The sequence below is a fragment of the Stenotrophomonas sp. As-7 genome (assembly GCF_030291015.1).
Taxonomy (GTDB): domain Bacteria; phylum Pseudomonadota; class Gammaproteobacteria; order Xanthomonadales; family Xanthomonadaceae; genus Stenotrophomonas; species Stenotrophomonas lactitubi.
On sequence record NZ_CP127405.1, the window covers coordinates 4200985 to 4227671 of the forward strand.

Genomic DNA, 26687 nt, shown 5'->3' on the forward strand with positions numbered 1-26687 from the left:
ATCGAGGGCCAATGCGCCGTCGCGGACGGCCATCCTCACACCCCCCTGCTTGACAATGGCAGGCCGGGCGTGATTCCTCTAATAAGGTGAAACCTGAACGCCCGGCACAGTCCCGGGCGTTCAGTTTATTGATTTGCCCGTGGCCGCTTCACTAATGCGGCCGTTTGCTCCACCCTAGCGGCCCTTCCCCGCGGCTTACCCACAGACCCTGCTGCCATGCCCAAGCACCTGCTCATCGTTGAATCGCCGGCCAAAGCCAAGACGATCAACAAATACCTCGGCAAGGACTACACGGTCCTGGCCTCGTATGGGCACGTGCGTGACCTGATCCCGAAGGAAGGCGCGGTTGACCCGGACAACGGGTTCGCCATGCATTACGACGTGATCGAGAAGAACGAAAAGCATGTCGATGCGATCGCCAAGGCCGCAAAGGGCGCCGACGACATCCTGCTGGCAACCGATCCGGATCGCGAGGGTGAAGCGATCAGCTGGCATATCGCCGAGATCCTGAAGGAGCGCGGACTGGTCGGGGACAAGCCGATGCAGCGCGTGGTCTTCACCGAGATCACGCCGCGCGCGATCAAGGAAGCCATCAGCCAGCCGCGCGAGATCGCCAGCGACCTGGTCGATGCCCAGCAGGCGCGCCGCGCGCTGGACTACCTGGTCGGCTTCAACCTGTCGCCGGTGCTGTGGCGCAAGGTCCAGCGCGGCCTGTCCGCAGGCCGCGTGCAGAGCCCGGCGCTGCGCATGATCGTCGAGCGCGAGGAAGAGATCGAAGCCTTCATCGCCCGCGAGTACTGGTCGATCGCCGCCGAGTGCGCGCACCCCTCGCAGCACTTCAACGCCAAGCTGATCAAGCTGGACGGGCAGAAATTCGAGCAGTTCACCGTCACTGACGGCGACACCGCCGAGGCCGCCCGCCTGCGCATCCAGCAGGCGGCACAGGGCGCCCTGCACGTCACCGACGTGGCCAGCAAGGAGCGCAAGCGTCGTCCCGCGCCGCCGTTCACCACCTCCACGCTGCAGCAGGAAGCCTCGCGCAAGCTGGGTTTCACCACCCGCAAGACCATGCAGGTCGCGCAGAAGCTGTACGAAGGCGTGGATATCGGCGGCGACGAAGGCACGGTAGGCCTGATCTCGTACATGCGTACCGACTCGGTGAACCTGTCGCAGGACGCGCTGGCCGAAATCCGCGACGTGATCGCCCGTGACTACGGCATCGCCTCGCTGCCCGACCAGCCCAACACCTACCAGACCAAGTCCAAGAACGCCCAGGAAGCACACGAAGCGGTGCGTCCGACCTCGGCACTGCGTACCCCGGCCCAGGTCGCGCGGTTCCTGACCGACGACGAGCGCAAGCTGTACGAGCTGATCTGGAAGCGTGCAGTGGCCTGCCAGATGATTCCGGCCACGCTCAACACCGTCAGCGTGGATCTGTCGGCCGGCAGCGAACACGTGTTCCGCGCCAGCGGCACCACCGTGGTCGTGCCCGGCTTCCTGGCCGTGTACGAGGAAGGCAAGGACAGCAAGAGCGCCGAGGATGACGACGAAGGCCGCAAGCTGCCGGCGATGAAGCCGGGCGACCGCGTGCCGCTGGAACGCATCGTGGCCGACCAGCATTTCACCCAGCCGCCGCCGCGCTTCACCGAAGCGGCGCTGGTGAAGGCGTTGGAAGAATATGGCATCGGCCGTCCTTCGACCTACGCCTCGATCATCCAGACCCTGCTGTTCCGCAAGTACGTGGAAATGGAAGGCCGCAGCTTCCGCCCGTCCGATGTCGGCCGTGCGGTGTCCAAGTTCCTGTCCAGCCACTTCACCCAGTACGTCGACTACGACTTCACCGCCAAGCTGGAAGACGAGCTCGATGCCGTCTCGCGTGGCGAGGAAGAGTGGATTCCGCTGATGTCGCGTTTCTGGGGACCGTTCAAGGAACTGGTCGAAGACAAGAAGGAATCGGTCGACCGTGCCGAGGCCAGTGGCGCGCGCGAGCTCGGCACCGACCCCAAGACCGGCAAGCCGGTCAGCGTGCGCCTGGGCCGGTTCGGGCCTTACGCAGCCATCGGCAGCACGGCCGAGGATGCCGAGGACAAGCCCAAGTTCGCTTCGCTGCGGCCGGGCCAGTCGATGCACACCATTTCCCTGGAAGACGCGCTGGAGCTGTTCCTGATGCCGCGCGCGCTGGGTGAGGACAAGGGCGAGGACGTCAGCGTCGGCATCGGCCGCTTCGGCCCGTTCGCCAAGCGCGGCAGCACCTACGCCTCGCTGAAGAAGGAAGACGACCCGTACACCATCGACCTGGCCCGCGCCGTGTTCCTGATCGAAGAGAAGGAAGAAATCGCGCGCAACCGGATCATCAAGGAATTCGAGGGCAGCGACATCCAGGTGCTGAACGGTCGTTTCGGCCCGTACATCAGCGACGGCAAGATGAACGGCAAGATTCCCAAGGATCGTGAGCCGGCATCGCTGACCCTGGCCGAAGTGCAGCAGTTGATGGAAGAGACCGGCAAGCCGGTGCGCAAGGGCTTCGGTGCCAAGAAGGCCGCCGCGAAGAAGGCCCCGGCAAAGAAAGCGGCAGTGAAGAAGGAAGCCGCGCCGAAGAAGGCGGCTGCCAAGAAGGCGCCGGCAAAGAAGGCGGCGAAGAAGGCCACCAAGAAAGCGGTGAAGAAGGCCCCGGCCAAGAAAGCCGCCAAGTAGATCCACGCCATGCGTGGATGATCTGCCAAGGTGTGCGGACCAATGGTCCGCACCCACTGCTCCACCCGTTGTGCACGCAGCGGGGGGATAATGAAGGCCCACGCCGGGCCCGGTCGCCGCCATGAAAGAACTCACACTGGACACCGCAGTCGCCACGCTTCGCAGTGGCGGGGTGATCGCCTACCCGACCGAAGCAGTCTGGGGCCTGGGGTGCGACCCTTCGCATGAGGCAGCGGTGCACCTGCTGCTGCGGCTGAAGCAGCGCCCGATCGAGAAAGGCATGATCCTGGTGGCCGCGGAACTGTCGCAGCTGCAGGGCTGGGTGCGCCTGCAGGCGCTGCCCGATGCAAGCCAGCGCGCGGTGCTTGCCAGCTGGCCCGGCGCCAACACCTGGATCCTGCCCGCCGGTGCACGCGCCCCCGACTGGATCACCGGCGAACACAGCGGCATCGCGGTACGGATCAGCGCCCACCCCTTGGTCGCGGCACTGTGCCAGGCCTGGGGTGGCCCTCTGGTCTCTACCAGCGCCAACCTTGCCGGCGAGCCACCCGCGCGCAGCCGCGAAGAGCTGGACCCACGCCTGCTGCGCCTGCTCGACGGCATCCTCGATGGGCAGACCGGCGGCCTGGCCCAACCCACGCCGATCCGCGACGCGCTCAGTGGCAACGTACTGCGCTCCTGACAGGCTGATTGCGTCGGCGTTGCCGATCGCGCACGCTGCGCCCATGACCCTGCTGCGCCCTGTCCTGTGCCTGGCCCTGCTGCTGCCGTTGCCGGCACTTGCCGCTGACGACGTGCGGGTCTACCGCTGCGTCGGCAGCAATGGTGCCGTCGCCCTGCAGGACAAGCCCTGCACTGTCGGCCGCCAGGAAGTGCGCGACCTGCAGCGTCCACGCGATCCGCCGCCGCGAGTGGTCAGCACCGATGCCGCAGTGCCCGCACCGGCGCAGACATCGCCGATGCGCGAGCGCGAGGTGCGCCATGTCTACATCCAGCCGCCACAGCCGATGTACGAATGCGTGAGTGAAGACGGCGACCGCTACACCAGCGACAACAACGAAGGGAATCCGCGCTGGGTACCGCTGTGGACGACGGTCTGGTATCCGCATGGCCATCCTGGCGGCGGGCGACCCGGACCGCATCCAGGGCCGCGCCCGGCCGGTAGCGGCAGCACCATCGGTACCCCCATCGGCGGCGGGCCGCCGGTGTATCGCCCGCCGTCAGTGGGCGTCGGCGTCAACGTGCCTGCCGGCAACATCCTGGTTCGCGATACCTGCCACGCCCTGCCCCCGCAGGAAGTGTGCGCACGCCTGCGTGACCGTCGCTGGGAACTGGACCGGCGCTACAACAGCGCACTGCAGAGCGAGCGCACCGCGATCAGCAACGAGCAGCGCGGCATCGATGCACGGCTGGCGCAGGATTGCGGCGGCTGAGCCCTGCGCTGAGGGCTGTGCCGCGCGCTTTGGTAGAGGCCCACCTTGGTGGGCGCTGGCAGACCGCAGTGCCAACCAAAGTTGGCAGCTACCAGGGCGTGTGAGCCCTGCGCTGAGGGCTGTGCCGCGCTTTGGTAGAGGCCCACCTTGGTGGGCGCTGGCAGACAGCTGTGCCAACCAAGGTTGGCAACTACCAGGGCATGTGAGCCCTGCGCCGTGGCAGACAGCGGTGCCAACCAGGGTTGGCAGCTACCAGGGCATGGGCCACGGCTGTAGGCTGCTCGCATGAGAAGACTGATCTGGCTGGCCATCGGCCTGTTGCCCGGCCACGCGTTGGCCGATGACATGGTGATCTACCGCTGCACGTCGGCCAGCGACGTGCAGACCATCCAGCGCATGCCTTGTCCCGAGGGCAGCACGCAGCGCGTGCAGCGGGTGGCCGATCCGGCACGGACAGCGCCTGCCGCTGCCACACCGGACGCTCCTCCACCGAGCGCCAGGGCCTTGCCCACTTCGCCCCCCACCTCAACGCCCAGCGTGCCCACTGCCGCGTCGGCCAGCCCGCGCGCCGGCGAGGAACGTCCGATCATGGAAGCCCGCATGGTCGACAGCGCAGAGGGAGACACCATCCTCGACAGCGCGACGCTGCACCAACGCGGTGAGGGCGCTGCAACGGACAAGGACGCGCCAGCAAAGCCTCCGTTACCGGCGATCTTCCAGTGCGTTGACACGCAGGGCGGCTCCTACCTGCATGAGTACGAGGCTGCGCCAGGTCGCTGCGAACTGTTGAACATACAGGGCCTGGGTGGGGCAACACCGGTCAACGCCGCCAGTTGCGAGGTGGTCAGCGACCGCTGCACGGAAGTGACCGAAGCACAGCGCTGCGGCAGCTGGCAACAGCGCTTCCGCGATGCACGCGGTCGCGAGCGGTTCGTCGCACCGGAGAATCAGCAGGCGGCGCGCGGCGAACGCGAGCGCCTGCAGGCCGTGCTGGAAGCCAGCAATTGCCCGGTGCCGCAGTGAGCAGCCGCGATCAGAACCCGTAACGCAGGAAGCCGCCATCCACCGCGATGCATTCGCCGGTGACATAGCTCGACGCCGGCAGGCACAGGAAGCCCACCGCCGAGGCCACTTCTTCCGGCTCACCGATGCGCCGCATCGGCGTGCGTCCGATCACTTCTTCGTAGTAGTCGGTATCGGACAGCGGGCCGGAGGTACGACGGGTGCGGATGTACCACGGCGCCACGGCATTGACCCGGATGCCGTCCTCGGCCCATTCCACCGCTAGGTTGCGGGTCATCTGGTGCATCGCCGCCTTGGTCATGCCATAGACCACGCCACTGCGCACATGGGTCAGGCCGGACACGCTGCCGACGTTGACGATGGCCGATGACGCGTGGCGCGCGAGCAACGGATGCGCATAGCGCGACAGTTCGAACGCCGAGAACAGATTGGTTTCGAAAATGCCACGCCACTCGTCTTCGGAGTACTCCGTGGCGGGCTTGGTGATGTTGCCACCGGCATTGTTGACCAGGATGTGCAGGCCATCGGCGTGGTCCTCGACCCAGTCCAGGATCTGCCGGCGGTCTTCGTCGTCGGATACATCGGCGGCCAATGCGTGAACCTGGTGCTGCGGATACACATCCAGCAGCTCATCGCGGGCGCTCTCCAGCATGTCGAGGTCGCGGCCGACGATCATCAGATCGGCGCCGAGACCGGCCAGTTCATGCGCGATCGCCAGGCCGATTCCGGCGCTGGCACCGGTGATCAGGGCCGTCTGCCCGTCCAGGCGCCACCGTTGCTGGGTCATATGTCCTCCGGGGCCGCGCCCACTGTGTTTCGATGCGGCAAGGATACGCGCTCACGACCGTCCCCCGTCCGTGATGCGACACTGGCCCCACATCCCTCGTGGAGAGCTGCCATGCGCGTCCTGATTCCCGCCCTGCTGTCGGCCGCCGTGCTGGCCGGGTGCCAGCGCCCTGCACCGCCGAATCCGGAACGACCACCGGAACCGCAGGCATTGGCGAAGGCAGTCAAGCAACCACTGGACCGCGCCAAGGGCGTGCAGAAGACCATGGACGAGGCGGCCGAACGCGAGCGCAAGGCAGAGGCCGACGCGCAGTAGATCCCCGCATGCAACAACGCCCGGCCAAGGCCGGGCGTTGTGCGTTCAGTAGATCCACGCCATGCGTGGACATCCTGGATCGGGTATCAGAACCCGCAGAAGCAATACGCCAGCGACTTCACCGGTGCACCGTTGCCCTTCTCGCGGGCCGCGTTCTCAACGAAGCGCAGCTGCGTATCGATTTCCGGCATCGTGCGCGCCAGCATCATCCGGCCCACGCCGGAATCGGCCAGCATCCAGGCGCCGGCGTGGCTGCCAGCGAAGCCGCTGACGAACTGCGCGAACGGCGTCGCCGCCTTCTCGATGTAACGCACACGGTACTTGTCGGTCGCACCCAGCTTGGCCCGACCGGCAGCGTCAGCCACGGCGTCCTTCAGGCCACCGAACGCATCGACCAGACCGCGTTCCTTGGCCTGCGCACCGCTCCAGACACGCCCGCGGGCTACTTCGTCGATCGCCTCGACCGGCTTCTTGCGGGCCTCGGCGACACGGCCGGTGAAATCGGCATAGCCCTTGTTGATCACCGACTGGATGACCTGTCCCACCGCCGGATCCATCGGCCGGGTGACATCGAAGGCACCGGCGAAACGGGTGGTGCCGACGCCATCGGTGTGCACGCCGAACTTGTCCAGCGCACGGCTGAAGTTCGGGATCATGCCGAAGATGCCGATCGAACCGGTGATGGTCGAGGGATCGGCATAGATGCGATCGGCGTTCATGCTGATCCAGTAACCACCGGACGCAGCGAGGTCGCCCATCGACACCACCACCGGCTTGCCCGCAGCCTGCAGGGCCACCACTTCGCGACGGATCTGCTCGGAGGCGTAGACTTCGCCACCGGGCGAATCCACACGCAGCACTACGGCCTTGACGTCGTCATCGTCGCGCGCCGCGCGCAGCAGCGCCGAGGTCGATTCACCACCGATGCGGCCGGCCGGCAGATCGCCGCCGCTGATTTCACCGGAGGCCACCACCACCGCGACCTGCGGACGCGAATCAACCGGGTTGCGGCGCGCATCGAGCTGGGCCATGTAGGTGCCGAAATCGATGTTGCGGAAACCACCGTCGGCGTCTTCATCAGCCACGCCGCGCTCGATCATCAGATCCTCGAATTCCTCGCGGGTCTTCAGCGCGGTCACCAGCTTCTGCTGCAGGGCGAACTTGGCCAGGTCGCCGCCAGCGGCAGCCACACCTTCAGGCAGGGTATCGATGCCGGCCGCCAGCTGCGCCGGATCCAGGCGGCGGGCCTTGGCGATGTCGCCGAGGTAGCGCTGCCACACATCGTTCATCCAGAACAGATCGGCTTCCTTGGAGGCCGGCGACGCCGCGTCGAGCACGTACGGCTCGGCGGCCGACTTGTACTCGCCCACCTTGAACAGATGCACGTCCACGCCCAGCTTGTCCTGCAGGCCGGTGCGGAAGTACTGGCGGTAGCGACCCAGGCCTTCCAGCACCACCGACCCCATCGGGTCCAGGTAGACCTCGTCGGCCTGTGCGGCCAGCAGGTACTGCGACTGCCCCATGCTCTCGCTGAAGGCGACCAGCTGCTTGCCCGAAACGCGCAGGTCCTGCAGCGCAGCGGACACTTCACGCAGCGAGGCGAAACCGGACGGCTGCAGCTTGTCCAGTTCCAGCACCACGCGCTCGATCTTCTTGTCGTCGCGCGCGCTCTCGATCACCCGGATCAGATCGCGCAGCTGCACTTCCTCGGCACCGTTGTCACCAACGGCCTTGGCCAGCGCGCGGCTGACCGGATCGGCGCTGTACTGCTCGACCAGGCGGCCTTCCGGCGCGATCACCAGGGTGGTGCGGTCCTGCAGCGCCTTGCTGGCGCCAGCGCCCATGCCCGCAGCGACGATGAACATCACCAGCACCAGCAGCAACAGGCCGAAGAACACCAGGTTGAGGATCAACCGGCGGGTGAAATTCATCACGTCCCACAGCCCGATGAAGAAGCTGGCGACTGGATTGCGGTTCGCCGGGGGCAGCGGCGGCACGGGTTGGTTCATGGAGCACTCCGGATGGCTTCTTGCCGTGGTGACAGCATAGCCGGTGCCGCGTGAGGCAGCATCGGACACAAGTCAGGGGATCGCCGGTCACGGTTGCCCTGGACCGGCGTGATGTCAGGCCAGCGTGGACTGGCCGATGCGCTTGCTGCTGCGGCTCAGGCGCCAGCCCATCAGGATTGCCGCCGCGGTCAGGCCGACGATCAGGCCGATCCACATGCCCTGCGGGCCCATGCCCAGGCCGAGGCCGAGCCCGGCGCCCAGCGGCATGCCCAGGCCCCAATAGGCGAACATGGCGATGAACATCGGCACGCGGGTGTCCTTCAGTCCGCGCAGCGCGCCGGCCGACAGCACCTGGATGCCATCGGGGAACTGGAAGGTGGCCGCGTACAGCAGCAGGGTCGAGGCCAGACCGGCCACGGCCAGGTCGTTGGTGTAGACGCCGACGATGGCGTCGTGGCCGAACAGCAGCGCCGCCGCCGACAGCGTCTGCGTACCCATGATGATCGCGTAGCCGGCCCACGCCGCACGGCGCACGCCGAAGCCATCGCCACGGCCGACCGCATGGCCGACCCGCACGGTGGTCGCCTCGGCCACGCCCATCGGGATCATGAAGCACAGCTGCGCCACGTTGATCGCGATCTGGTGCGCAGCCGCTTCATTGGCGCCCAGGCGACCGATCAACAAGGCGGTGACGATGAACAGACCACCTTCCATCAGCACGGTGATGCCGATCGGCAGGCCGGTGCGCAGCAGGTCCCAGATCGCTGACCAGCGCGGTCCCTCGAAATGCGAGAACAGCTGCAGGTGGGCAAAGCGCTTGGTGAACCACAGGTAGGTACCGAAGGCGATCGCCTGCAGCCACATCATCACCGCCGAGGCGATGCCCAGGCCTTCGGCGCCCATTTCCGGGAAGCCCAGCTTGCCGTTGGCCAGCACGTAGCCCATCGGCGCCAGTACCAGCAGGCCACCAAAACCGAGCAGCATGGTCGGCAGCGTCCAATGCATGCCTTCACTGAGATAGCGCATGCAGAAGTACAGGGTCAGCGCCGGGCCACCCCAGCGCACCGCATGCAGGAACGCCGTTGCGCCCGGCACGATGTCCGGCGCGATGCCGAAGGCCGGCAGCAGCGGCGGCACCACGGTGAGGAAGGTGAACATGATCAGGCCCAGGCCCAGCGCCAGCCACAGCGCCTGCCGGAACAACGGGCCGATCTCGCGCTCACGGCCGGCGCCATGCAGCTGCGATACCGAGGCGGTGAGTGAGATCAGCGTGCCGATCGGGATCAACATCGGCAGCCACAGCAGCGCGGTGCCGATGGTCACCGCGGCCAGGGTGGATGTCGCATGGTGGCCGGCAATCACGTTGTCGACGAAGGAGATCAGACCGGTGGAGACGTGCCCGAGCACAAGCGGCAGGGCAAGCAGACCGGTGGCGCCGACTTCCTTGCTGAAGCGCGGCGTGGAGGTTGCAGTAGACATAAGGTGCTTGACGCGAACTACGGTTGCGCGCGAAGGGCACAGGCACCGGGTTGCGGCCGGCCATCTTACGCGCGCTGGGCGGCCATTCCCATGACTGCCCCATAAAGGGGACGGAGGGAATCAAGTCGTATCCGGCACAGTCGGGCCAGAAATGACCTAGTTCCCTCCCTCCCCTTTTTCTTACTGCCCGGCCTGGCGCTTGAGCCAGGTGTCGCGTTCGGCGGCGGGGACGGTAAGGAATGCGCTGCGTACGCTGTCGCGTTCCTGCGGCGGTGTGCGCTGCGCGACCAGGGCCAGCTGCGCCAACTGCGCCGGGCTCAGCTGGCGCAGCACGGCAAGGACCGCGTCGCGCTGTTGCGGCGGCACGAAGCCGAACAGGCCGTGCAGCTTGGGGAACTCGGCGCCCAGTTGCGGGCCCAGACGCCAGCCTTCGCGGAAGGCCTGGTCCTGTGCCAGGAACTGCGTGCGCAGGCGCTGCTGCTGATCGGCCGGCAAGGCGGCGAAACGGCTGGCGGCCTGACGGATGCGTTCGCGCTCACCCTCTGGCAGGGCCCGCCACGCGGCGTAGTCGCTGCGACGCTGACGTTGCTGGGCGGGATCGAGTTGCGCGAATGCCGCCGCTGCGGTGGGCGCGGCCGCCGACGGTGTTGCCGAGGGTGCGGGCAGCGGCACGTTCAACGATTGCGGCGCAGCGGCCAGCGACAGCGGCAAGGCCAGCAGCAGGCCGGCGAAGAGGAGCTTATTCATCGGCAGCAGAGGTTTCCAGCGCTGCGCCGACCGGTTCCGGGCGGGTCGGCTTGGGTTGTGACTCGTCCACCGGCAACGGGCCACCGGCAGCACTCCAGGCATGCATGTCGGCCTCGGCCAGCAGCGGGTAATCGCGGTCGGCCAGCATGGCGGCATCTTCGCTGGCCTGCGCATCGCCGCCTGCAGCGGGGCGGACATCGCTGGCGGGCAGTGCCTCGACGGTGACCGGCCCGGCCTCACCCACCACGCCCTCGGGCAACGGGCCATCGGCCGTCAACGCGCGGCCCTGCCAATGGCGCCAGCCCAACGCAGCCAGCAGCAGCACCGCCACGGTGATCAACAGGATCACCGGGCCACGCCAGCGCGGCTTGGTATTGGGGCGACGACGCTTGCCGCTGGCAGGCGCGCGTTCGTCGCGCGGCGGCGCACGCCAGCTGGGAGCAGGCGCCTGGTTGTTGGCCGCTGGCGCGGACGGTTGCGCCAGCTGCTGCAGACGCTTGGCCGGCAGGTCGCGGATACGCAGCTGCACCTGTTCGGCCAGCGTCCGCCATGCGGCGGCATCGGGCTGGCCATTGGCATCGCGTGGGCAGGCCGTGGCCAACAGGCGTTGATAACCCTCCTCGTCGACATCCAGAACGCGGGTGGCGATGCCCTCGTCCAGGCTGCCGCCCACCCGCAGCAACAGAGCCAGCCGCGGCAGGGGGGCCATGTCGCCCAGCGCGGCCAGCGGCGGCGGCCACTGACCGGTGGTCGGCTCGCGCAGCGCCTGGCGCTGGCCCAGCAGGGTCCAGAAGCGGCCGGGCCACTGCGCCATCGGCAGGTCGCTGGCGACGGCGGCGAAGGCGCGCATCACCGCCACCAGCGTTTGTTCGGCACGGGCGGGGTCGCCGCACTGCAGTTCGGCCACGACCAGGGCACGGCGTTCGACGCCACGCAGAAAAGCCGACAGCGCGCCGGCCGCGGTCGAGGAAACAGGGGCGGGCACAGCCGTCATCGGTCACTCCAAAGGTCTGCCGGCATGATAGCGGCAGCCCATCGCTGCCCGGCAGGCTTGCGATTCCAGACACTTCATGCTGCAGGTTGTGCACAGCATCACGCGGGAATCGGGCGATTCCTTGATGAATGGCTGAATTCACCCTGTTTCAGCAATGTTTCACACTTAAGTTATTGATTTTAATGAACTTTAAAGTGTGGCTATTTTTTGACCAACCCAAGCGTGAGGCCGTCGCCATCGGCCTCATGCGGCGCCACGAGCCGCTAACGCACAGACTTATCCACAGAAGATGTGGATAAGACTGAATCTCTAATAGACACCGATATTTAGGTGACATTTATGATTCGCCGAAGGGCATGCCAGTCGCATTTACCTCTGCCATGCGCCCTCGCAGGGGCCGTTACACTGACCCGATGCTCGCCCCCGATTCCGGCCCCGTCCCGACCCTGCAGGTCGCCCTGCCCGTCCCCCTGCCGCGCCTGTTCGATTACCTGCCGCCACAGGGCGAGGGCCCGACGATGGCGGTCGGCTGCCGGCTGAAGGTGCCGTTCGGCAACCGCGAACTGATCGGCGTGGTGGCCGGCCACGGGCAGGCCGAGGACAGCCAGGGGCTGCGCCAGGCACTGGCCTGGTGTGACTCCGCGCCGCTGCTGCAGGGCGAGCTGTGGCAGAGCCTGCAGTGGCTGGCCCGCTATACCCACGCCCCCTTGGGCGAGGTGCTGAGCACCGCCCTGCCCGGCCCGCTGCGGCACGGCGAACCGCTGCCCGATACCCATCACTGGGGCTGGCAGCTGACACCGGAGGGCCACGCCCAGCGCGAAAAGCTGCGCGCCGGCAGCCGACCACGGCAACTGGCCGAGCTGCTGGCCGACGCGGTGGTGGACGAGGATGTCCTGTCCGCGCGCATGCAGGACTGGCGGGTGGCCGCACGCAGCCTGGGCAAGCGCGACCTGGCCGAGCGCATCGCCCTGAGCGTGGCGCCCCAGCACGCCCAGCCCCTGCCCGGTCCCACCCTCAATGCGGAGCAGGCCGAGGCCGTGGCCGCGATCACCGCCGCCGAAAGCTTCCAGGCCTTCCTGCTGGACGGGGTCACCGGCAGCGGCAAGACCGAGGTCTACCTGCAGGCAATCATCCATTGCCTGGCGCAGGGCAGGCAGGCGCTGGTGCTGGTGCCCGAGATCGGCCTGACCCCGCAGACCCTGGCGCGCTTCCGCGGCCGTCTCGGCATTGCCGTGCACGCGTTGCACTCGGGGCTGACCGACAACGAACGCGCGCGGGTCTGGGCCGCGGCCTCACGCGGCGAAGCGCGGGTGATCGTCGGTACGCGGTCAGCGGTGTTCATCCCGCTGCCGCAGCCCGGCCTGTTGATCGTCGACGAAGAGCATGACGGCAGCTACAAGCAGCAGGACGGCATCCGCTACCACGCGCGCGATTTCGCCCTGGTGCGGGCCAAGGCGCAGGGCGTTCCGGTACTGCTGGGCAGCGCCACGCCCTCATTGGAAACCCTGCACAACGCCTACGCCGGCCGCTATGCGCACCTACGCCTGAAGCAGCGCGCCGGTGATGCCCGACCGCCGCGCGTGCGCATCCTCGATGTGCGCAAGCGTCCGCTGCGCGATGGCCTTTCCGCCGACGTGCTGGCCGGCATCGGCGAACACCTGCAGCGTGGCCAGCAGGTGCTGGTGTTCAAGAACCGGCGCGGCTATGCGCCGGTGCTGCTGTGCCACGACTGCGGCTGGACCGCACCCTGCAACCGCTGCGATGCACCGATGACCGTGCATGGCGGTGGCCGTCGCCTGCAATGCCATCACTGTGGTGCGCGGCAGCCGGCACCGTTGGCCTGCCCTGCCTGTGGCAGCCTGGCGCTGCAGCCACAGGGCATCGGCACCGAGCGGCTGGAAGAACACCTGGTCAGTGCCTTCGCCGATTTCCCGGTGGTGCGCATCGACCGCGGCACCACCGCACGGCGCGATGCGCTGGAGCAGCAGCTGGCCAAGCTGGGCAACGAACCCGGCATCCTGGTCGGCACGCAGATCCTGGCCAAGGGCCACGACCTGCCCAAGCTGACGCTGGTGGTGGTGGTGGGTATCGACGAAGGGCTGTTCTCGGCCGATTTCCGCGCCAGCGAAAAACTGGCGCAGCAGCTGATCCAGGTGGCCGGCCGCGCCGGTCGCGCGCGCGATCCGGGCGAAGTGTGGCTGCAGACCCATCACCCGGGTCATCCGCTGCTGGAGACGCTGGTGAACGGTGGCTACCACCCGTTCGCGCAGGCCGAATTGAACCAGCGCGAGGCGGCGGGTTTTCCACCGTTCGCGCACCTGGCGCTGATGCGCGCCGAAGCGCAGCAGCTGGAGCATGCCAATGCATTCCTGCTGGCCGCGCGCGCACTGCTGGGCGAACAGAACGTGGTGGAGGCCTATGGGCCGATGCCCGCACCGATGCCGAGGCGTGCCGGCTACCAGCGCACGCAGTTGTTGTTGTCGGCAGCGCAGCGGCCACCGCTGCACGGGGTGCTGGCACAGCTGGTGCCGCAGCTGTACGCGCTGCCGGAGGCACGCAAGGTGCGCTGGTCGCTGGATGTGGATCCCACCGACCTGTATTGATCGGCAGAGCGCTGCCGAGCATGGCTCGGCACTACAGGTGCCACCTTGGATCCACCGTTACGTCATCGGTGACATCACGCCGCGCTGGTACGCCGGGCGCTCGCGCAGGCGTGCATACCAGTCGGCCAGGTGCGGCAGGTCCGGGCGCTGGATCGGCAGCTCGAACCAGGCGTAGATCAACGAGCCCAGGGCGATGTCACCCATGGCGAATTTCTCGCCCGACAGCCACGGCTGCGTGGCCAGGGTCGCGTTGGGCAGCGCCAGGAAATCACCGGCGCGCACGATCGCCGCATTGATGCGCGCCTCATCGCGGTCGGCCGGCGCGGTGCGCATGATCCCCCAGATCAGTTCGGAGTACAGCGGCGCCATCCGCGAGGTGCTCCAGTCCATCCACTTCTCGGCCTGCGCACGCTCCATCGCGTCTTCCGCGTACAGCGTGCCCAGCGAATAGCGCGCACTGAGGTAGCGCACGATGGTGTTCGACTCCCACAGCGGCAGGCCCTGGTCTTCGATCACCGGCACCAGCCCGTTCGGGTTCATCGCCACGTACTCCGGCGACTGCGTTCCACCGTGGCTGCCACCCACTTCGATGGACTCGTACGGCAGGCCGATTTCCTCGGCACACCACAGCACCTTGCGGACGTTGCTGGAATTGCGGCGACCCCAGATCTTCAACATGCGGATTTCCTTGCGTGCAGCGCTGCGCCAAGAGGGCGCGGAGCCGTTACGATACGCCGATCCACAAGGAGAAACGGCATGACCGCATGGGATGCAGTGAATTACGTTCTGCTGGCAGCAGGGCTGGTGGCGCTGGTGCTGGGGTACCGCCGATCCAACCGCAACATGCTGCTGTGTGCCGGGCTGTTGCTGCTGGCATTCAACGGAGTTGAGGATTTCGCCGATGGCTTTGCTGCGGGCTACGCGGGGTCCGATGCACACGCTCTATAACGCGCCCGAACAGCAGCCGAGCGTGGCTCGGCTCTGCTTTGCACCGGCGTTTTCCGGCGTTACCGGTTCTTCTTCGGCAGCGCGCGCACGTAGGAGGATTTACCGTCCTTCTTCAGTTCGAACAGACCGATCGCGGCCAGCAGATCGCTGAGCTTCCCGTAACCGTAGTTGCGCGGATCGAACGAGGCCTGGTTGCCGATCTGGCTGCCGACCGGGCCCAGGTGCGACCAGCCATCCTCGCCTTCTGCCGAGGACACCGCGCGGCGCAGCATCTTCACCAGGCGCGTGTCGCTGCGCATTTCCGCGCCGCTCTTGCGCGGGCGCGCATCGTCGCTGCTCGCCTGTTCGCTGGGCGCCTGTTCGTTCGATGATGGTTCGTTCGATGCCTGCTCGACATCCTGCACGCTGGCGTGGGTCTGGCCCAACGCTTCGAGATAGGTGAACTTCGAGCACGCGTTGACGAAGGGTTCCGGGGTCTTCTTTTCGCCGAAGCCATAGACCTTCACGCCGTCGGTCAGCAGGCGCATCACCATCGGGGTGAAGTCGGCATCGCTGGACACGATCGCGAAGCCATCGAGGTTGCGCGCGTACAGCAGATCCATCGCGTCGATCACCATCGCCATGTCCGACGCGTTCTTGCCCTTGCTGTAGGCGAACTGCTGGATCGGCCGGATCGCGTATTCGTGCAGCACCGCCTCCCACCCTTTCAGCCGCGGGCTCTTCCAGTTGCCATAGGCACGGCGCACGTTGGCCACACCATAGCGAGCGACCTCGGCCAGGACTTCGTCGATCTTCGAGGCCGGTGCATTGTCGGCGTCGATCAACAGGGCGATGCGCTTTTCCGGTTCGCTCATGGATTCCTCACGGGCAGTTGCCTGAACCCGAGTATCGCCGATCCGGATGCACGCTGACGTGACAAGGACCGGCCGTGCGAAGATGCCAGGCACTTCCCCCATGCCCCCTGGAGTGAGTCGATGAGTCGTGATCGCGTCCCCCACCTGGTCGTTGTCGGCGGCGGTTTCGCCGGCCTGTGGGCCACCCGTGCGCTGGCCCGCGAACGCATACGCATCACCCTGGTCGACCGTCGCAACCATCACCTGTTCCAGCCGCTGCTGTACCAGGTGGCCACCGCAGGACTATCGGCTCCGGATATCGCCGCACCGCTGCGCCACATCCTCGGCCACCAGCGCAACGTGGAGGTGCGGCTGGGCGAAGTGGTGGCCATCGACAAGGAAGCCCGCCAAGTGCGCATGGCCGATGGCAGCACGCTGGACTACGACAGCCTGCTGCTGGCCACCGGCGCCACCCACGCCTATTTCGGCCATGACGAATGGGCCGACGATGCGCCGGGCCTGAAGACGCTGGACGATGCCATCGCCCTGCGCCGCAAACTGCTGCTGGCGTTCGAGCGCGCCGAGGCCGAGCCGGACCCGGCAAAGAAGGCCGCATGGCTGAGCTTTGCCGTGGTGGGTGGTGGACCGACCGGCGTCGAGCTGGCCGGCACCCTGGCTGAAATCGCCCGGCATACGCTGCGCAATGAGTTCCGCCACATCGATCCAGCCAGCGCCAAGGTGCGGCTGGTCGAGGCCGGTCCGCGCGTGTTGTCGACCTTCCCTGAAGTGCTTTCGCTGAAGGCACGCCGGCAACTGGAAAAGCTGGGCGTGGAAGTGATGACCGGCACGCCGGTCAGCCACATCGATGGACAGGGCTTCAAACTGGGCGACCAGTTCGTGCCCGCGCGCACCGTGGTCTGGGCCGCCGGCGTCGCGGCCTCGCCACTGGCGCGCACGCTGGACGTGCCGCTGGACCGCGCCGGACGCGTGCCGGTGCAGCCGGACCTGACCCTGCCCGGCCATCCCGAACTGTTCGTGGCCGGCGACCTGGCCGCACTGAGCCAGGCCAACGGCAAGCCGGTACCGGGCGTGGCTCCGGCCGCCAAGCAGATGGGCAAGTACGTGGCAGAAACGCTTCGCGCACGCCTGCACGACAAGCCCGCGCCGGGGCCGTTCAAGTACGCCGACTTCGGCAATCTGGCCACCATCGGCCGCATGGCTGCGATCGTGCACCTGGGCAAGCTGCAGCTGTCCGGTGTGCTGGCCTGGTGGTTCTGGCTGGCCGCGCACGTGTTCTTCCTGATCGGTTTCCGCAACCGCGTCGTGGTGCTGTTGAACTGGGCGGTGGCGTACTGGAGCTACCAGCGTAGTGCGCGGATCATTTTTGGCGATGACCGCGAAGACCGGCGGCCGAAGCGGTAGGTAGCGCGGGAGAGCGCCCTCGACCGTCACAGTAGATCCACGCCATGCGTGGATGAGTTTCTGTGCAGGTTGCATGTAGCGCAGCCACGCATGGGGGGGCTCTACTTCGGCTTCGGGTACCACAACGCGTTGACGATGACCCAGCGCTGGTCGAAGCGGCCCATGTGGAAGTAGTCGACGAACCACGGCGTTTCCAGCCGCACCGAGGCCGCGTTGCCGGTCACGTCCAGCACCGTGCAGCGGCGATCCCATTGATCCTTCGGGGTCTTCAGCGCGCCTTGTTTCGTCAACGCGACCAGCTCTTCCTTCGACATCCGGCGCAGGCCGAGGCGTTCGTCGGGCGTATCACCGAGCACCGCGCGCTTGGCCAGGTCCGGATGCAGGGAACGGGCGACTCGCTGCGGGTCGGCTTCAAGCTGTCCGTCGACGTAGTCGTGGCAGGTCGCTTCGATGGCGGCGATCGTGGCGGCGTCGGCAGCGGGGCTTGCTGCTGCGGAAAGCGCGAACAACAGGGCAATGGTGGACATCCGGGTCTCCAGCGCTGAGGGCTGGGCGATCATGGCATGGTCGGGAGCGCCCCATCCACGCATGGCGTGGATCTACTGCAACAGCCAGGCCAGCTTGCGCTCGCGCGGCTGCTGCTTGAGCTCCCATTCGGCGCGTGAGGCCGTTGCCCTGTCCGGGTATTCGCGTACCGCCAGCACCCGCAGCGGCGGACGCGACCGGGTATAGCGCGCCCCCTTGCCGGCCTGGTGGGCGGCGAAACGGGCCTGCACGTCGGTGCTGATGCCGGCGTAATAGCTGCCGTCGCGGCATTCGAGCAGGTACAGGAACCACGGGCGGGAAGGCGAAACCATGGTCGGATTATGCCGTGCTGCACTGCAGCGGATATACTGGCGCCCGAATGCAGGAGAGAGGCGCCGCGCTGGCGCCCGCCGAAGGCGCAGGCTCCCATGATCGCTCAGGCCGGTGGGCTGGAATCCCACCAACCATGCATTCGACTCGCCGAGCTGGAGAGAGGTCACCGGGCATGCCCGGGACGATCCGCCGAAGGGGCACGCGGCTCACGCCGCTGAACTCTCAGGCAAAAGGACAGCGGGAGCGGCACCGGTCATCGTCATCCCGTCGTTGCGCAGGCAACGGCGGTGGTCGCGCATGGCCGGCCCCACCGCGTCCGGAGCTTGTCCATGCTGCTGTCCATCATCTACCTGATCGCCATTTCCGCCGAAGCCATGACCGGTGCCCTGTCTGCAGGCCGCCGCCGCATGGACCTGTTCGGCGTGGTCATGATCGCCTGCGTCACCGCCCTCGGTGGCGGCTCGCTGCGCGACATCCTGCTCGGCCACTATCCACTGGGCTGGGTGAAACACCCCGAATACCTGGGTTTCACCGTGTGCGCGGCGCTGATCGCCACCTGGGTGGCGCGCTGGATGCATCACTTCCGCCGCACCTTCCTGGTGCTGGACGGGCTGGGCCTGATCGCCTTCACCCTGATCGGCTGCTCGATCGCGCGCGAGGCGGGCCATGCGCTGCCAATCGTGCTGATCGCCGGCATGCTCACCGGCGCCTTCGGCGGCGTGCTGCGCGACATCCTCTGCAACGAGGTACCGCTGATTTTCCAGAAAGAGCTGTACGCGATCATCTCGCTGCTGACCGGTGCGGTGTATCTGCTGTTGCTGCACTGGGGCGTGGCCGATGCCACGGCGATCCTGTGCTGCCTGGGCGGAGGGTTCGCCGTGCGCCTGCTGGCGATCCACTACCGCTGGGAAATGCCGAAGTTCGTGTACCACGACGAAGTGCATTGATCGTTTGACGGTGATGCCGGCCGTCAGTCGGCATTTCCGGCTGCGTTGCATGACCAAGGTCACGCGGCGACGGCCCGCGTAAACCGCTACCATTGGCGCCCCGTCGCACGCGCGACGGCATCCAGCCACGCCGCGTCCGCGGCCCCGCCAGACAATCCCCCTCCCCCGCTGCCCGTGGCCCTTCGTGGTGCCGACGGGCCCGCATGACCCTGCGTGCGCGCAGGGCGCAGGATGCCCCATGTCTGTCGCCGAAAACTCCCGCTTCCGCCGTGCCCGTCCGCTGCTGGTCGTTGCCGGTCTTGCCCTTGTCGCTGGCCTGGCGTGGTGGCTGTGGCCGCATGCCGAGGCGGACGGTGGCAAAGAAGCCGGTGGCGGCAAGGCAGTGCCGGTACGCATCGCCCGCGCCAGTGCCGAACCACTGGTGCTGCGGATGAAGGCGGTTGGTACGGTCACCCCGCTGCACAGCGTGGTGGTGCGCAGCCGCGTGGATGGCGAGCTGATGCGCCTGCATTTCCAGGAGGGTCAGCAGGTCAAGGCCGGTGACCTGCTGGCGCAGATCGATCCGCGCCCCTACCAGGTGAAGCTTGCGCACGCACAGGGTACGCAGCAGCAGAACCTGGCCGAGCTGGAGAATGCCGAGCGCCAGCTGCAGCGTTACCGCGAACTGCAGCGCCAGAACTACGTGTCCGCGCAGGAACTGAGCGACCAGCAGAGCAAGGTACGGCAGCTGCAGGGGCGTCGCCTCAGCGACCAGGCATCGGTGGATGAAGCACGACTGCAACTGCAGTACACGCGCATCGTCGCCCCTGTCAGCGGGCGTGTCGGCCTGCGGCGTTTGGACGTAGGCAACCTGGTGCATGCCAGCGATGCCGAAGGCCTGGTCACGCTGGCGCAGACCGCGCCGATCAGTGTGTTGTTCACCGTGCCCGAGCCGGAGCTTCCCGCGCTGCTCGATGCCGTACAGGCGCAGCCGGCGCTGGCGGTGGAAAGCTGGGACCGCGAAGAACGCCGGCAGCTTGCCAGCGGCACCCTGTCCAGCGTCGACAACCGCATCGATACCGCCACCGGCACACTGAAGCTGCGTGCGCAGTTCGACAATGCCGATCAGGCGCTGTTCCCCAACCAGTTCGTCAATGTGCGCCTGCAGCTGGGTGAGCATCCCGCGCTGCTGGTTCCCGATGCCGCCGTGCAGTTCGGCAGCCAGGGCAACTACGTGCACATCATCGACAAGGACAACAAGGCACAACGACGCGCGGTGGTGCTCGGCCCGGCCGATGACGGTCGCGTTGCGGTGCGGTCCGGTCTGGTGGCCGGTGACAAGGTGGTGATCGAAGGCATCGACGGGCTGGAAGACGGCACCGCGGTGGAGATCATCACCGAGGAGGCATCGACCAAGGCCGGCGCATGAACCTCTCGCGCGCCTTCATCCTGCGCCCGGTCGCCACCACGTTGCTGATGGTGGCGCTGCTGCTGTCCGGGGTACTGGCCTATCGCCTGCTGCCGGTGGCGGCGCTGCCGCAGGTCGACTACCCGATCATCCAGATCACCACGCTGTACCCCGGCGCCAGCCCGGAGTTGACCACGCGCACCATCACTGCGCCGCTGGAGCGCCAGCTCGGGCAGATTCCCGGCCTGAAACAGCTGTCGTCCACCAGTTCCGGTGGCGCCTCGGTGATCACCCTGCAGTTCGGCCTGGAGGTGTCGCTGGGTGTGGCCGAACAGGACGTGCAGGCGGCGATCAACGCGGCCGGCAGCTTCCTGCCCGGTGATCTGCCGGTGCCACCGGTGTACCGCAAGGTCAATCCGGCCGATACACCGATCCTGACCCTGGCGGTGACCTCGCAGGGCCTGTCGCTGCCGCAGGTGCATGACCTGGTCGACACCCGCATCGCGCAGCGGCTGGCGCAGCTGCCGGGTGTGGGCCTGGTCAGCCTGGCCGGTGGCCAGCGCCCGGCCGTGCGCATCCAGGTCAATCCGGGCGCACTGGCCGCCAACAACCTTGGCATGGACCACATCCGTACCGCGATCGCCGCGGCCAACGTCAACCTGCCCAAGGGCAGCTTCGATGGTCCGATCCGCGCGGTGATGCTCGATGCCAACGACCAGATGCGCAGCGTGGCCGAGTACCGCGCACTGGTGCTGGCCTGGCGCGAGGGCGCACCGCTGCGTCTGGGCGATGTGGCGACCATCACCGACGGCGCCGAGAACCGCCAGCTGGCGGCATGGAGCGGCACCACCCCGGCGGTGCTGGTGAACATCCAGCGCCAACCCGGCGCCAACGTCATCGCCGTGGTCGAACAGGTGCGTGCGTTGCTGCCGCAGCTGCAGGCCACGCTGCCGGCCGGCGTGCAGATGAGCGTGCTCAGCGACCGCACCGAATCGATCCGTGCGTCCGTGCGCGGCGTACAGAAGGAACTGGTGCTGGCCATCGCGCTGGTGGTGCTGGTGACCTGGGTGTTCCTGCGCAACCTGCCGGCCACGCTGATTCCCAGCGTGGCGGTGCCGCTGTCGCTGATCGGTACGTTCGCGGTGATGCTGCTGGCCGGCTATTCGCTCAACAACCTCACGCTGATGGCGCTGACCATTGCCACCGGTTTCGTGGTGGACGATGCGATCGTGATGCTGGAAAACATCGCCCGCCACCTGGAAGACGGCGAAAGCCCGCGCGAGGCGGCACTGAAGGGAGCCAGCGAGATTGGCTTCACCCTGGTGTCGCTGACGGTCTCGTTGATCGCCGTGCTGATCCCGTTGCTGTTCATGGCCGACCTGGTGGGTGCGCTGTTCCATGAGTTCGCGGTGACGCTGGCGGTGGCCATCGGCATTTCGCTGCTGGTGTCGCTGACCTTGACGCCGATGTTGTGCGCGCGGTTCCTGAAGCCGCACGCCAAGCAGGCGGCTGTGCCCGATGTCTTCGATCGCATCATCGCCCTCTACGACCGCCAGCTGCGCTGGGTACTGCAGCGCCAGCCACTGATGCTGCTGGCGACGGTGGCCACGCTTGCGCTGACGGTAGCGCTGTATTTCGCCGTGCCCAAGGGCTTCTTCCCGGTGCAGGATGCCGGCCTGGTCCAGGGCATCAGCGAAGCCCCGCAGGCGATCTCGTTCCAGGCCATGCGCGAGCGCCAGCTTGCACTGGCCACGGCCATCGAACAGGACCCGGCCGTGGCCAGCCTGTCCTCCTACATCGGCGTGGACGGCAACAATGCCGCCCTCAACACCGGCCGCCTGCTGATCGAACTGAAGCCGCATGGAGAGCGCGAGAGCGCCGACGTGGTGATGGCGCGGCTGCAACAGCGCGTGGCCAGGATTCCCGGCATCACCCTGTACCTGCAACCGGTACAGGAGCTGGGCATCGAAGACCGCATCAGCCGCAACCAGTACCAGTTCACCCTGACCACACCGGATCTGCAGACGCTGGAAACCTGGACACCGAAGCTGCTGCACGCGCTGCGCCAGTCGCCCGCGCTGCGCGATGTGGCCAGCGACCTGCAGATGCAGGGCCGACAGGCCAAGGTGAGCATCGACCGCGATGCCGCCGCACGCCTGGGCGTGAGTGTGGAAGCGGTGGCCGACGCACTGTACGACGCCTACGGGCAACGGCAGATCTCGACCATCTTCACCCAGGCCAGCCAGTACCGGGTGGTGCTGGAGGCCGATCCGGCGCGGCAGCCGGGGCCCGAGGCGATCACCGGCCTGCGCGTGCGCAACAGCAACAGCCAGACCGTGCCGCTGGGGGCGGTGGCGCGCGTCGAGCAGGGGCCGACGGCGCTGCTGCGCAACCATGTCGGCCAGTTCCCGGCGGCCACGCTGTCGTTCAACCTGGCACCCGGCGCATCGCTGGGCGAAGCAGTGGATGCGGTGCATGCCGCGCAGGCGCAGGTGGCATTGCCGCAGAGCATCGAGCTGCGCCTGCAGGGTGCGGCGGCGGCCTTCAGCAGCTCGCTGTCGAGCACGCTGTGGCTGATCCTTGCCGCCGTGGTGGTGATGTACATCGTGCTGGGCGTGCTCTACGAGAGCTTCATCCATCCCATCACCATCCTCTCCACATTGCCCTCGGCAACCGTGGGCGCCTTGGCCGCGTTGTGGGTGAGCGGACGCAGCCTGGACCTGATCGCAGTGATCGGCATCGTGCTGCTGATAGGGCTGGTGAAGAAGAACGCGATCATGATGATCGACTTCGCGCTGGACGCGCAGCGCACACGCGGCATGAGTCCGCGTGAAGCGATCCACCAGGCGGCGCTGCTGCGCTTCCGGCCGATCCTGATGACCACCCTGGCGGCGTTGTTCGGTGCGGTACCGCTGATGCTGGCCACTGGCTCGGGCGCCGAGCTGCGGCAACCGCTGGGCTGGGTGATGGTGGGTGGCCTGATGGTCAGCCAGGTGTTGACCCTGTTCACCACGCCGGTGATCTATCTGGCCTTCGACCGTCTGCAGCGTCGCCGCGCGGCGGCACCGGCAACAGCAGACGAGGCCCGGGCATGACCCCTGTGGCACGCCTGGCACAGGCCTGCGTGCAGCGTCCGGTGGCGACCCTCCTGTTGGCGGTGGCGCTGGTACTGGCCGGCCTGCTGGCGCTGCGCCTGCTGCCGGTGGCACCGCTGCCCCAGGTCGACTATCCCGCCATTGAAGTCAGCGCCAGCCTGCCCGGCGCCTCGCCCGAATCGATGGCGGCGACCGTGGCCACGCCGCTGGAGCGTGCGCTGGGCAGCCTGCCCGGCATCTCGCGCATCGATTCAGCCAGCACCCAAGGGCAGACCGAGATCGAATTGAAGTTCGTGCTCGGCCGCGATATCGACGAGGCCGCGCGCGAAGTGCAGGCTGCGATCAACCTCGCTCGCGGCCAGCTGCCCAGCGGCATGCCCGGCATGCCGCAGTACCGCAAGGTCAATCCCTCGCAGGCGCCGATCCTGGCGCTGGCGCTGACTTCGGATACGCTCTCGCCGGGCCAACTGTACGACCTGGGTTCGACCGTGCTGGCACAGAAGCTGTCGCAGGTGCCGGGCGTTGGCGAAGTGCAGGTGGGCGGCAGCGCGCTGCCCGCGGTACGCGTGTCGCTGGACCCGAATGCCCTCAATCACGCGGGCCTGGCGCTGGAGGATGTGGCGCAGGCGATCAGCCGCGCCAACGCGGTGCGCCCACTGGGTGCGGTCGCAGGCGCGCAGCAGCACTGGCAACTGGAAGCACCGCTGCAGCTGCGTCAGGCCGCGCAGTACCGGGAACTGGCGTTGAAGGCCAGCGATGATCGCCTGCTGCGGCTGGGCGATGTCGCCGCCGTCGCCGATGGCGTGGAGGACCGCTATGCCAGTGGCTTCCACAACGAACGCCCCGCCGTGCTGCTGATCGTCAGCCGCCAGCCCGGCGCCAACATCATCGCCACCGTAGATGCGATCCAGGCACAGCTGCCGCAGCTGCACGCCCTGCTGCCGAGCACGGTGGACATGCGGCTGGTGATGGACCGCTCGCCGGTGATCCGCGCCACCCTGCACGAAGCAGAAGTGACCCTGCTGCTGGCGATCGCGCTGGTGGTGCTGGTGGTGCTCGGCTTCCTCGGCCACTGGCGTGCGGCACTGGTACCCAGTGTGGCGATTCCGGTGGTGCTGTTCGGCACGCTGGCGTTGATCGCGCTGATGGGCTTCTCGCTCAATACGCTCTCGCTGATGGCCCTGATCGTGGCGGCGGTACTGGTGGTGGACGACGCCATCGTGGTGCTGGAGAACATCGCGCGCCATCGCGAGCTGGGCGCAGACCGTTGGCAAGCGGCAGTACGCGGCGCCTCGGAAGTGGGTGCCACCCTGCTGTCGATGAACCTGGCGCTGGCGGTGGTGTTTGTTTCGATCCTGTTCCTGGACGATTTCGTCGAGCGCCTGTTCCGCGAATTCTCGCTGACGCTGGTGTCGGCGATGACGGTGTCGGTGCTGGTGGCACTCAGCCTGGTGCCGATGCTGTGTGCGCGCCTGTTCGTCGATGACGCACAACAGCCCTCGCGCTGGCAGCGCGGCAGCAATGCGCTGTTCGAGCGCGTGCGTGGCGCCTATCTGCGCACCCTGCAGGCCAGCCTGCGGCAACTGCGCTGGCCATTGCTGGCCTTCGTGGCGGTGATCGCACTCAATGCGTGGCTGTTCCAGCAGGTACCCAAGGGCATCGTTCCGCAGCAGGACACCGCACAGCTGCGCGGCTTCGCGCGTGGCGATGACGGCCTGTCCTTCCAGGCGATGCAACCGAAGATCGATGCCTACCGCAAACTGCTGCTGTCCGACCCGGCCATCGAAGACATCATCGGCTATATCGGTGGCAGCAACGGGGTCAACAACGCCTTCATCATGATCAAGATGAAGCCGTTGGCCGAACGCGGCATCTCCAGCCAGCAGGTGATCGACCGCCTGCGCGCGCGCCTGCCCAAGTTGCCTGGGGGCAACCTCTATCTGTGGGTGGACCAGGACATCCGCCTGGAAGGCGCCGGCAGCAGCGGCAAGTACGAGTTCCAGTTGCTGTCGGCCGATACCGCGCCATTGCGCCAATGGGCACCGAAGGTCGCTGCTGCGCTGCGTGGCCTGCCGGAACTGGTGGACGTGGAAGCACAGGGCGAGGCCGGCATGCGCCAGGTGATGCTGGACATCGACCGCGAGGCCGCTGCGCGCCACGGCGTGGACCTGCGTACCGTGGCCAACATGCTCAACAACGCCTTCAGCCAGCGCCAGGTCGCCACGTTGTATGACAGCCTCAACCAGTACCGGGTGGTGATGGAGCTGGACCCGAAGCACACCCAGGACCCGGGCACGCTGGCACGGTTGCAGGTGATCGATGGCGGCGGCCAGCGCATTCCGCTGTCGAGCATCGCCAGCTGGCGCTACGGCATGGCGCCGGACCGCGTATACCACAGCGAGCAGTTCGCCTCGATCTGGATCGAGTTCGCGCTGGCGCCGGGCGTGGGCCTGGAACAGGCCACGCAGGCCATTGATGCGGCGATGGCCACACTGATGCTGCCGCGCTCGGTGCAGGCCAAGCTGTCCGGCGAGGCCGGCGGCCTGGAGCAGCTGCGCTCGCGCCAGTTGTGGCTGGTGCTGGGTGCCACCCTGGCGGTGTACCTGGTGCTGGGCATCCTCTACGAGAGCTTCCTGCAGCCCTTGGTGATCCTGTCCACGCTGCCGTCGGCCGGTATCGGCGCGCTGCTTGCGCTGTGGCTGTTCGGCAACGAACTGAACCTGATCGCGTTGCTCGGTCTGTTCCTGCTGGTGGGCGTGGTGATGAAGAACACCATCCTGCTGGTCGACTTCGCATTGGCCGGCGAACGCCGCGGGCTGAGTGCGCGCGATGCGGTGATGGACGCTGCACGATTGCGCCTGCGGCCGATCCTGATGACCTCGCTGGCGGCACTGCTGGGCACGTTGCCGCTGATGCTGGCCAACGGCGAAGGCTGGGAGCTGCGGCAGCCGCTGGGCATCGCCATTGTCGGCGGGTTGCTGGTCAGCCAGTGGCTGACGTTGTACACGACACCGGCGATGTATATGGCGCTGGCACGGCTGCGGGCGAGAGGGTGAGCGCGGCCGTGCGCCATCCACCTATGGCGTGGACCTACTGCAGAGCCGAGCCATGCT

21 protein-coding genes and 2 riboswitches are annotated in these 26687 nt (G+C 67.3%); of the genes, 12 read left to right on the plus strand and 9 right to left on the minus strand.

Annotation, left to right across the window (positions count from 1 at the left end; genetic code table 11):
- The first annotated feature begins 216 nt into the window (after window positions 1-216).
- From QP457_RS19185 to QP457_RS19200, 4 genes are all read left to right on the plus strand, one after another.
- The gene (locus QP457_RS19185; RefSeq protein WP_180165393.1) at window positions 217-2694 is read left to right on the plus strand and encodes a DNA topoisomerase I; all 2478 of its coding nucleotides are present in this window, start codon (window positions 217-219) and stop codon (window positions 2692-2694) included.
- Between the two features lie 121 nt (window positions 2695-2815).
- Window positions 2816-3376, plus strand: a complete 561-nt coding sequence (locus QP457_RS19190) for a Sua5/YciO/YrdC/YwlC family protein (protein ID WP_205405560.1) — start codon at window positions 2816-2818, stop codon at window positions 3374-3376.
- A 43-nt stretch (window positions 3377-3419) separates the two neighbouring features.
- Entirely contained in the window at window positions 3420-4127 is a 708-nt protein-coding gene (locus tag QP457_RS19195; protein WP_205405561.1) for a DUF4124 domain-containing protein, read from the plus strand.
- A 285-nt stretch (window positions 4128-4412) separates the two neighbouring features.
- Window positions 4413-5150 carry a hypothetical protein gene (locus QP457_RS19200; RefSeq protein WP_180165380.1) on the plus strand — a complete coding sequence of 246 codons (738 nt, stop codon included), beginning with the start codon at window positions 4413-4415 and terminating at the stop codon, window positions 5148-5150.
- 10 nt (window positions 5151-5160) lie between these two features.
- Here the strand turns inward: QP457_RS19200 and QP457_RS19205 are convergent, their stop codons facing one another.
- Window positions 5161-5937, minus strand: a complete 777-nt coding sequence (locus QP457_RS19205) for an SDR family oxidoreductase (RefSeq protein ID WP_025879399.1) — start codon at window positions 5935-5937, stop codon at window positions 5161-5163.
- A 111-nt stretch (window positions 5938-6048) separates the two neighbouring features.
- On the opposite strand from QP457_RS19205, the gene QP457_RS19210 reads away from it, so the two are divergent.
- Window positions 6049-6252, plus strand: a complete 204-nt coding sequence (locus QP457_RS19210; RefSeq protein ID WP_180165378.1) for a hypothetical protein — start codon at window positions 6049-6051, stop codon at window positions 6250-6252.
- Window positions 6253-6338: 86 nt separating this feature from the next.
- On the opposite strand, the gene sppA is transcribed toward QP457_RS19210, so the two are convergent.
- The 4 genes from sppA to QP457_RS19230 all read right to left on the minus strand — a co-directional run bounded on the left by sppA (window position 6339) and on the right by QP457_RS19230 (window position 11481).
- Entirely contained in the window at window positions 6339-8261 is a 1923-nt protein-coding gene (gene sppA, locus QP457_RS19215) for a signal peptide peptidase SppA (protein ID WP_205405562.1), read from the minus strand.
- Window positions 8262-8375: 114 nt separating this feature from the next.
- Window positions 8376-9740 carry an MATE family efflux transporter gene (locus QP457_RS19220; RefSeq protein WP_032976478.1) on the minus strand — a complete coding sequence of 455 codons (1365 nt, stop codon included), beginning with the start codon at window positions 9738-9740 and terminating at the stop codon, window positions 8376-8378.
- Between the two features lie 180 nt (window positions 9741-9920).
- Window positions 9921-10487: a DUF3106 domain-containing protein gene (locus QP457_RS19225; RefSeq protein ID WP_180165374.1), complete on the minus strand. Its 567-nt coding sequence runs from the start codon at window positions 10485-10487 to the stop codon at window positions 9921-9923.
- Window positions 10480-11481 (minus strand): hypothetical protein, encoded by a 1002-nt coding sequence (locus QP457_RS19230; protein WP_205405563.1) that lies wholly within the window; start codon window positions 11479-11481, stop codon window positions 10480-10482. Before QP457_RS19230 ends, QP457_RS19225 begins: the two co-directional genes overlap by 8 nt.
- A 413-nt stretch (window positions 11482-11894) precedes the next feature.
- On the opposite strand from QP457_RS19230, the gene QP457_RS19235 reads away from it, so the two are divergent.
- Window positions 11895-14084, plus strand: a complete 2190-nt coding sequence (locus QP457_RS19235; protein ID WP_205405564.1) for a primosomal protein N' — start codon at window positions 11895-11897, stop codon at window positions 14082-14084.
- 57 nt (window positions 14085-14141) lie between these two features.
- Here the strand turns inward: QP457_RS19235 and QP457_RS19240 are convergent, their stop codons facing one another.
- Window positions 14142-14762 (minus strand): glutathione S-transferase, encoded by a 621-nt coding sequence (locus QP457_RS19240; RefSeq protein WP_205405565.1) that lies wholly within the window; start codon window positions 14760-14762, stop codon window positions 14142-14144.
- A gap of 78 nt (window positions 14763-14840) precedes the next feature.
- Here QP457_RS19240 and QP457_RS19245 point away from each other — a divergent pair, with 78 nt between their 5' ends.
- Complete coding sequence (locus tag QP457_RS19245; RefSeq protein ID WP_100553749.1) at window positions 14841-15032, plus strand: hypothetical protein; 192 nt, start codon at window positions 14841-14843, stop codon at window positions 15030-15032.
- Window positions 15033-15091: 59 nt separating this feature from the next.
- Here QP457_RS19245 and QP457_RS19250 read toward each other — a convergent pair whose 3' ends face one another.
- A complete protein-coding gene (locus tag QP457_RS19250; protein ID WP_100553750.1) occupies window positions 15092-15886 on the minus strand; it encodes an NYN domain-containing protein in 795 nt (264 codons plus the stop codon).
- A gap of 120 nt (window positions 15887-16006) precedes the next feature.
- Here QP457_RS19250 and QP457_RS19255 point away from each other — a divergent pair, with 120 nt between their 5' ends.
- Window positions 16007-17287, plus strand: a complete 1281-nt coding sequence (locus tag QP457_RS19255; protein WP_180165365.1) for an NAD(P)/FAD-dependent oxidoreductase — start codon at window positions 16007-16009, stop codon at window positions 17285-17287.
- Window positions 17288-17388: 101 nt separating this feature from the next.
- Here QP457_RS19255 and QP457_RS19260 read toward each other — a convergent pair whose 3' ends face one another.
- On the minus strand, window positions 17389-17814 hold the full coding sequence (locus QP457_RS19260) for a nuclear transport factor 2 family protein (protein WP_205405566.1): 426 nt from the start codon (window positions 17812-17814) through the stop codon (window positions 17389-17391).
- Between the two features lie 72 nt (window positions 17815-17886).
- Window positions 17887-18144, minus strand: coding sequence for a GIY-YIG nuclease family protein (locus QP457_RS19265; protein WP_205405567.1), 258 nt, complete (start codon window positions 18142-18144; stop codon window positions 17887-17889).
- Window positions 18145-18184: 40 nt separating this feature from the next.
- A riboswitch (glycine riboswitch) is annotated at window positions 18185-18274 on the plus strand.
- 13 nt (window positions 18275-18287) lie between these two features.
- A riboswitch (glycine riboswitch) is annotated at window positions 18288-18391 on the plus strand.
- Window positions 18392-18474: 83 nt separating this feature from the next.
- On the opposite strand from QP457_RS19265, the gene QP457_RS19270 reads away from it, so the two are divergent.
- The 4 genes from QP457_RS19270 (at window position 18475) to QP457_RS19285 (ending at window position 26630) form a co-directional block, all read left to right on the plus strand.
- On the plus strand, window positions 18475-19092 hold the full coding sequence (locus QP457_RS19270; RefSeq protein WP_032952083.1) for a trimeric intracellular cation channel family protein: 618 nt from the start codon (window positions 18475-18477) through the stop codon (window positions 19090-19092).
- 238 nt (window positions 19093-19330) lie between these two features.
- Window positions 19331-20500 carry an MdtA/MuxA family multidrug efflux RND transporter periplasmic adaptor subunit gene (locus tag QP457_RS19275; RefSeq protein ID WP_205405568.1) on the plus strand — a complete coding sequence of 390 codons (1170 nt, stop codon included), beginning with the start codon at window positions 19331-19333 and terminating at the stop codon, window positions 20498-20500.
- Window positions 20497-23574: a multidrug efflux RND transporter permease subunit gene (locus tag QP457_RS19280; RefSeq protein ID WP_205405569.1), complete on the plus strand. Its 3078-nt coding sequence runs from the start codon at window positions 20497-20499 to the stop codon at window positions 23572-23574. Before QP457_RS19275 ends, QP457_RS19280 begins: the two co-directional genes overlap by 4 nt.
- Window positions 23571-26630, plus strand: a complete 3060-nt coding sequence (locus QP457_RS19285) for an efflux RND transporter permease subunit (protein ID WP_205405570.1) — start codon at window positions 23571-23573, stop codon at window positions 26628-26630. The genes QP457_RS19280 and QP457_RS19285 overlap by 4 nt, the downstream gene beginning before the upstream one ends.
- Window positions 26631-26687: the final 57 nt, after the last annotated feature.

Excerpts from the sequence above, each read along its gene's own strand:
- QP457_RS19240 (WP_205405565.1), bottom strand. The coding sequence starts at position 14,762 with ATGTTGAAGATCTGGGGTCGCCGCAATTCCAGCAACGTCCGCAAGGTG.
- QP457_RS19265 (WP_205405567.1), bottom strand. The coding sequence starts at position 18,144 with ATGGTTTCGCCTTCCCGCCCGTGGTTCCTGTACCTGCTCGAATGCCGC.
- QP457_RS19250 (WP_100553750.1), bottom strand. The coding sequence starts at position 15,886 with ATGAGCGAACCGGAAAAGCGCATCGCCCTGTTGATCGACGCCGACAAT.
- QP457_RS19220 (WP_032976478.1), bottom strand. The coding sequence starts at position 9,740 with ATGTCTACTGCAACCTCCACGCCGCGCTTCAGCAAGGAAGTCGGCGCC.
- QP457_RS19200 (WP_180165380.1), top strand. The coding sequence starts at position 4,413 with ATGAGAAGACTGATCTGGCTGGCCATCGGCCTGTTGCCCGGCCACGCG.
- QP457_RS19260 (WP_205405566.1), bottom strand. The coding sequence starts at position 17,814 with ATGTCCACCATTGCCCTGTTGTTCGCGCTTTCCGCAGCAGCAAGCCCC.
- QP457_RS19185 (WP_180165393.1), top strand. The coding sequence starts at position 217 with ATGCCCAAGCACCTGCTCATCGTTGAATCGCCGGCCAAAGCCAAGACG.
- QP457_RS19270 (WP_032952083.1), top strand. The coding sequence starts at position 18,475 with ATGCTGCTGTCCATCATCTACCTGATCGCCATTTCCGCCGAAGCCATG.
- QP457_RS19285 (WP_205405570.1), top strand. The coding sequence starts at position 23,571 with ATGACCCCTGTGGCACGCCTGGCACAGGCCTGCGTGCAGCGTCCGGTG.
- QP457_RS19245 (WP_100553749.1), top strand. The coding sequence starts at position 14,841 with ATGACCGCATGGGATGCAGTGAATTACGTTCTGCTGGCAGCAGGGCTG.
- QP457_RS19225 (WP_180165374.1), bottom strand. The coding sequence starts at position 10,487 with ATGAATAAGCTCCTCTTCGCCGGCCTGCTGCTGGCCTTGCCGCTGTCG.
- QP457_RS19190 (WP_205405560.1), top strand. The coding sequence starts at position 2,816 with ATGAAAGAACTCACACTGGACACCGCAGTCGCCACGCTTCGCAGTGGC.
- QP457_RS19280 (WP_205405569.1), top strand. The coding sequence starts at position 20,497 with ATGAACCTCTCGCGCGCCTTCATCCTGCGCCCGGTCGCCACCACGTTG.
- QP457_RS19255 (WP_180165365.1), top strand. The coding sequence starts at position 16,007 with ATGAGTCGTGATCGCGTCCCCCACCTGGTCGTTGTCGGCGGCGGTTTC.
- sppA (WP_205405562.1), bottom strand. The coding sequence starts at position 8,261 with ATGAACCAACCCGTGCCGCCGCTGCCCCCGGCGAACCGCAATCCAGTC.
- QP457_RS19210 (WP_180165378.1), top strand. The coding sequence starts at position 6,049 with ATGCGCGTCCTGATTCCCGCCCTGCTGTCGGCCGCCGTGCTGGCCGGG.
- QP457_RS19195 (WP_205405561.1), top strand. The coding sequence starts at position 3,420 with ATGACCCTGCTGCGCCCTGTCCTGTGCCTGGCCCTGCTGCTGCCGTTG.
- QP457_RS19230 (WP_205405563.1), bottom strand. The coding sequence starts at position 11,481 with ATGACGGCTGTGCCCGCCCCTGTTTCCTCGACCGCGGCCGGCGCGCTG.
- QP457_RS19275 (WP_205405568.1), top strand. The coding sequence starts at position 19,331 with ATGTCTGTCGCCGAAAACTCCCGCTTCCGCCGTGCCCGTCCGCTGCTG.
- QP457_RS19205 (WP_025879399.1), bottom strand. The coding sequence starts at position 5,937 with ATGACCCAGCAACGGTGGCGCCTGGACGGGCAGACGGCCCTGATCACC.
- QP457_RS19235 (WP_205405564.1), top strand. The coding sequence starts at position 11,895 with ATGCTCGCCCCCGATTCCGGCCCCGTCCCGACCCTGCAGGTCGCCCTG.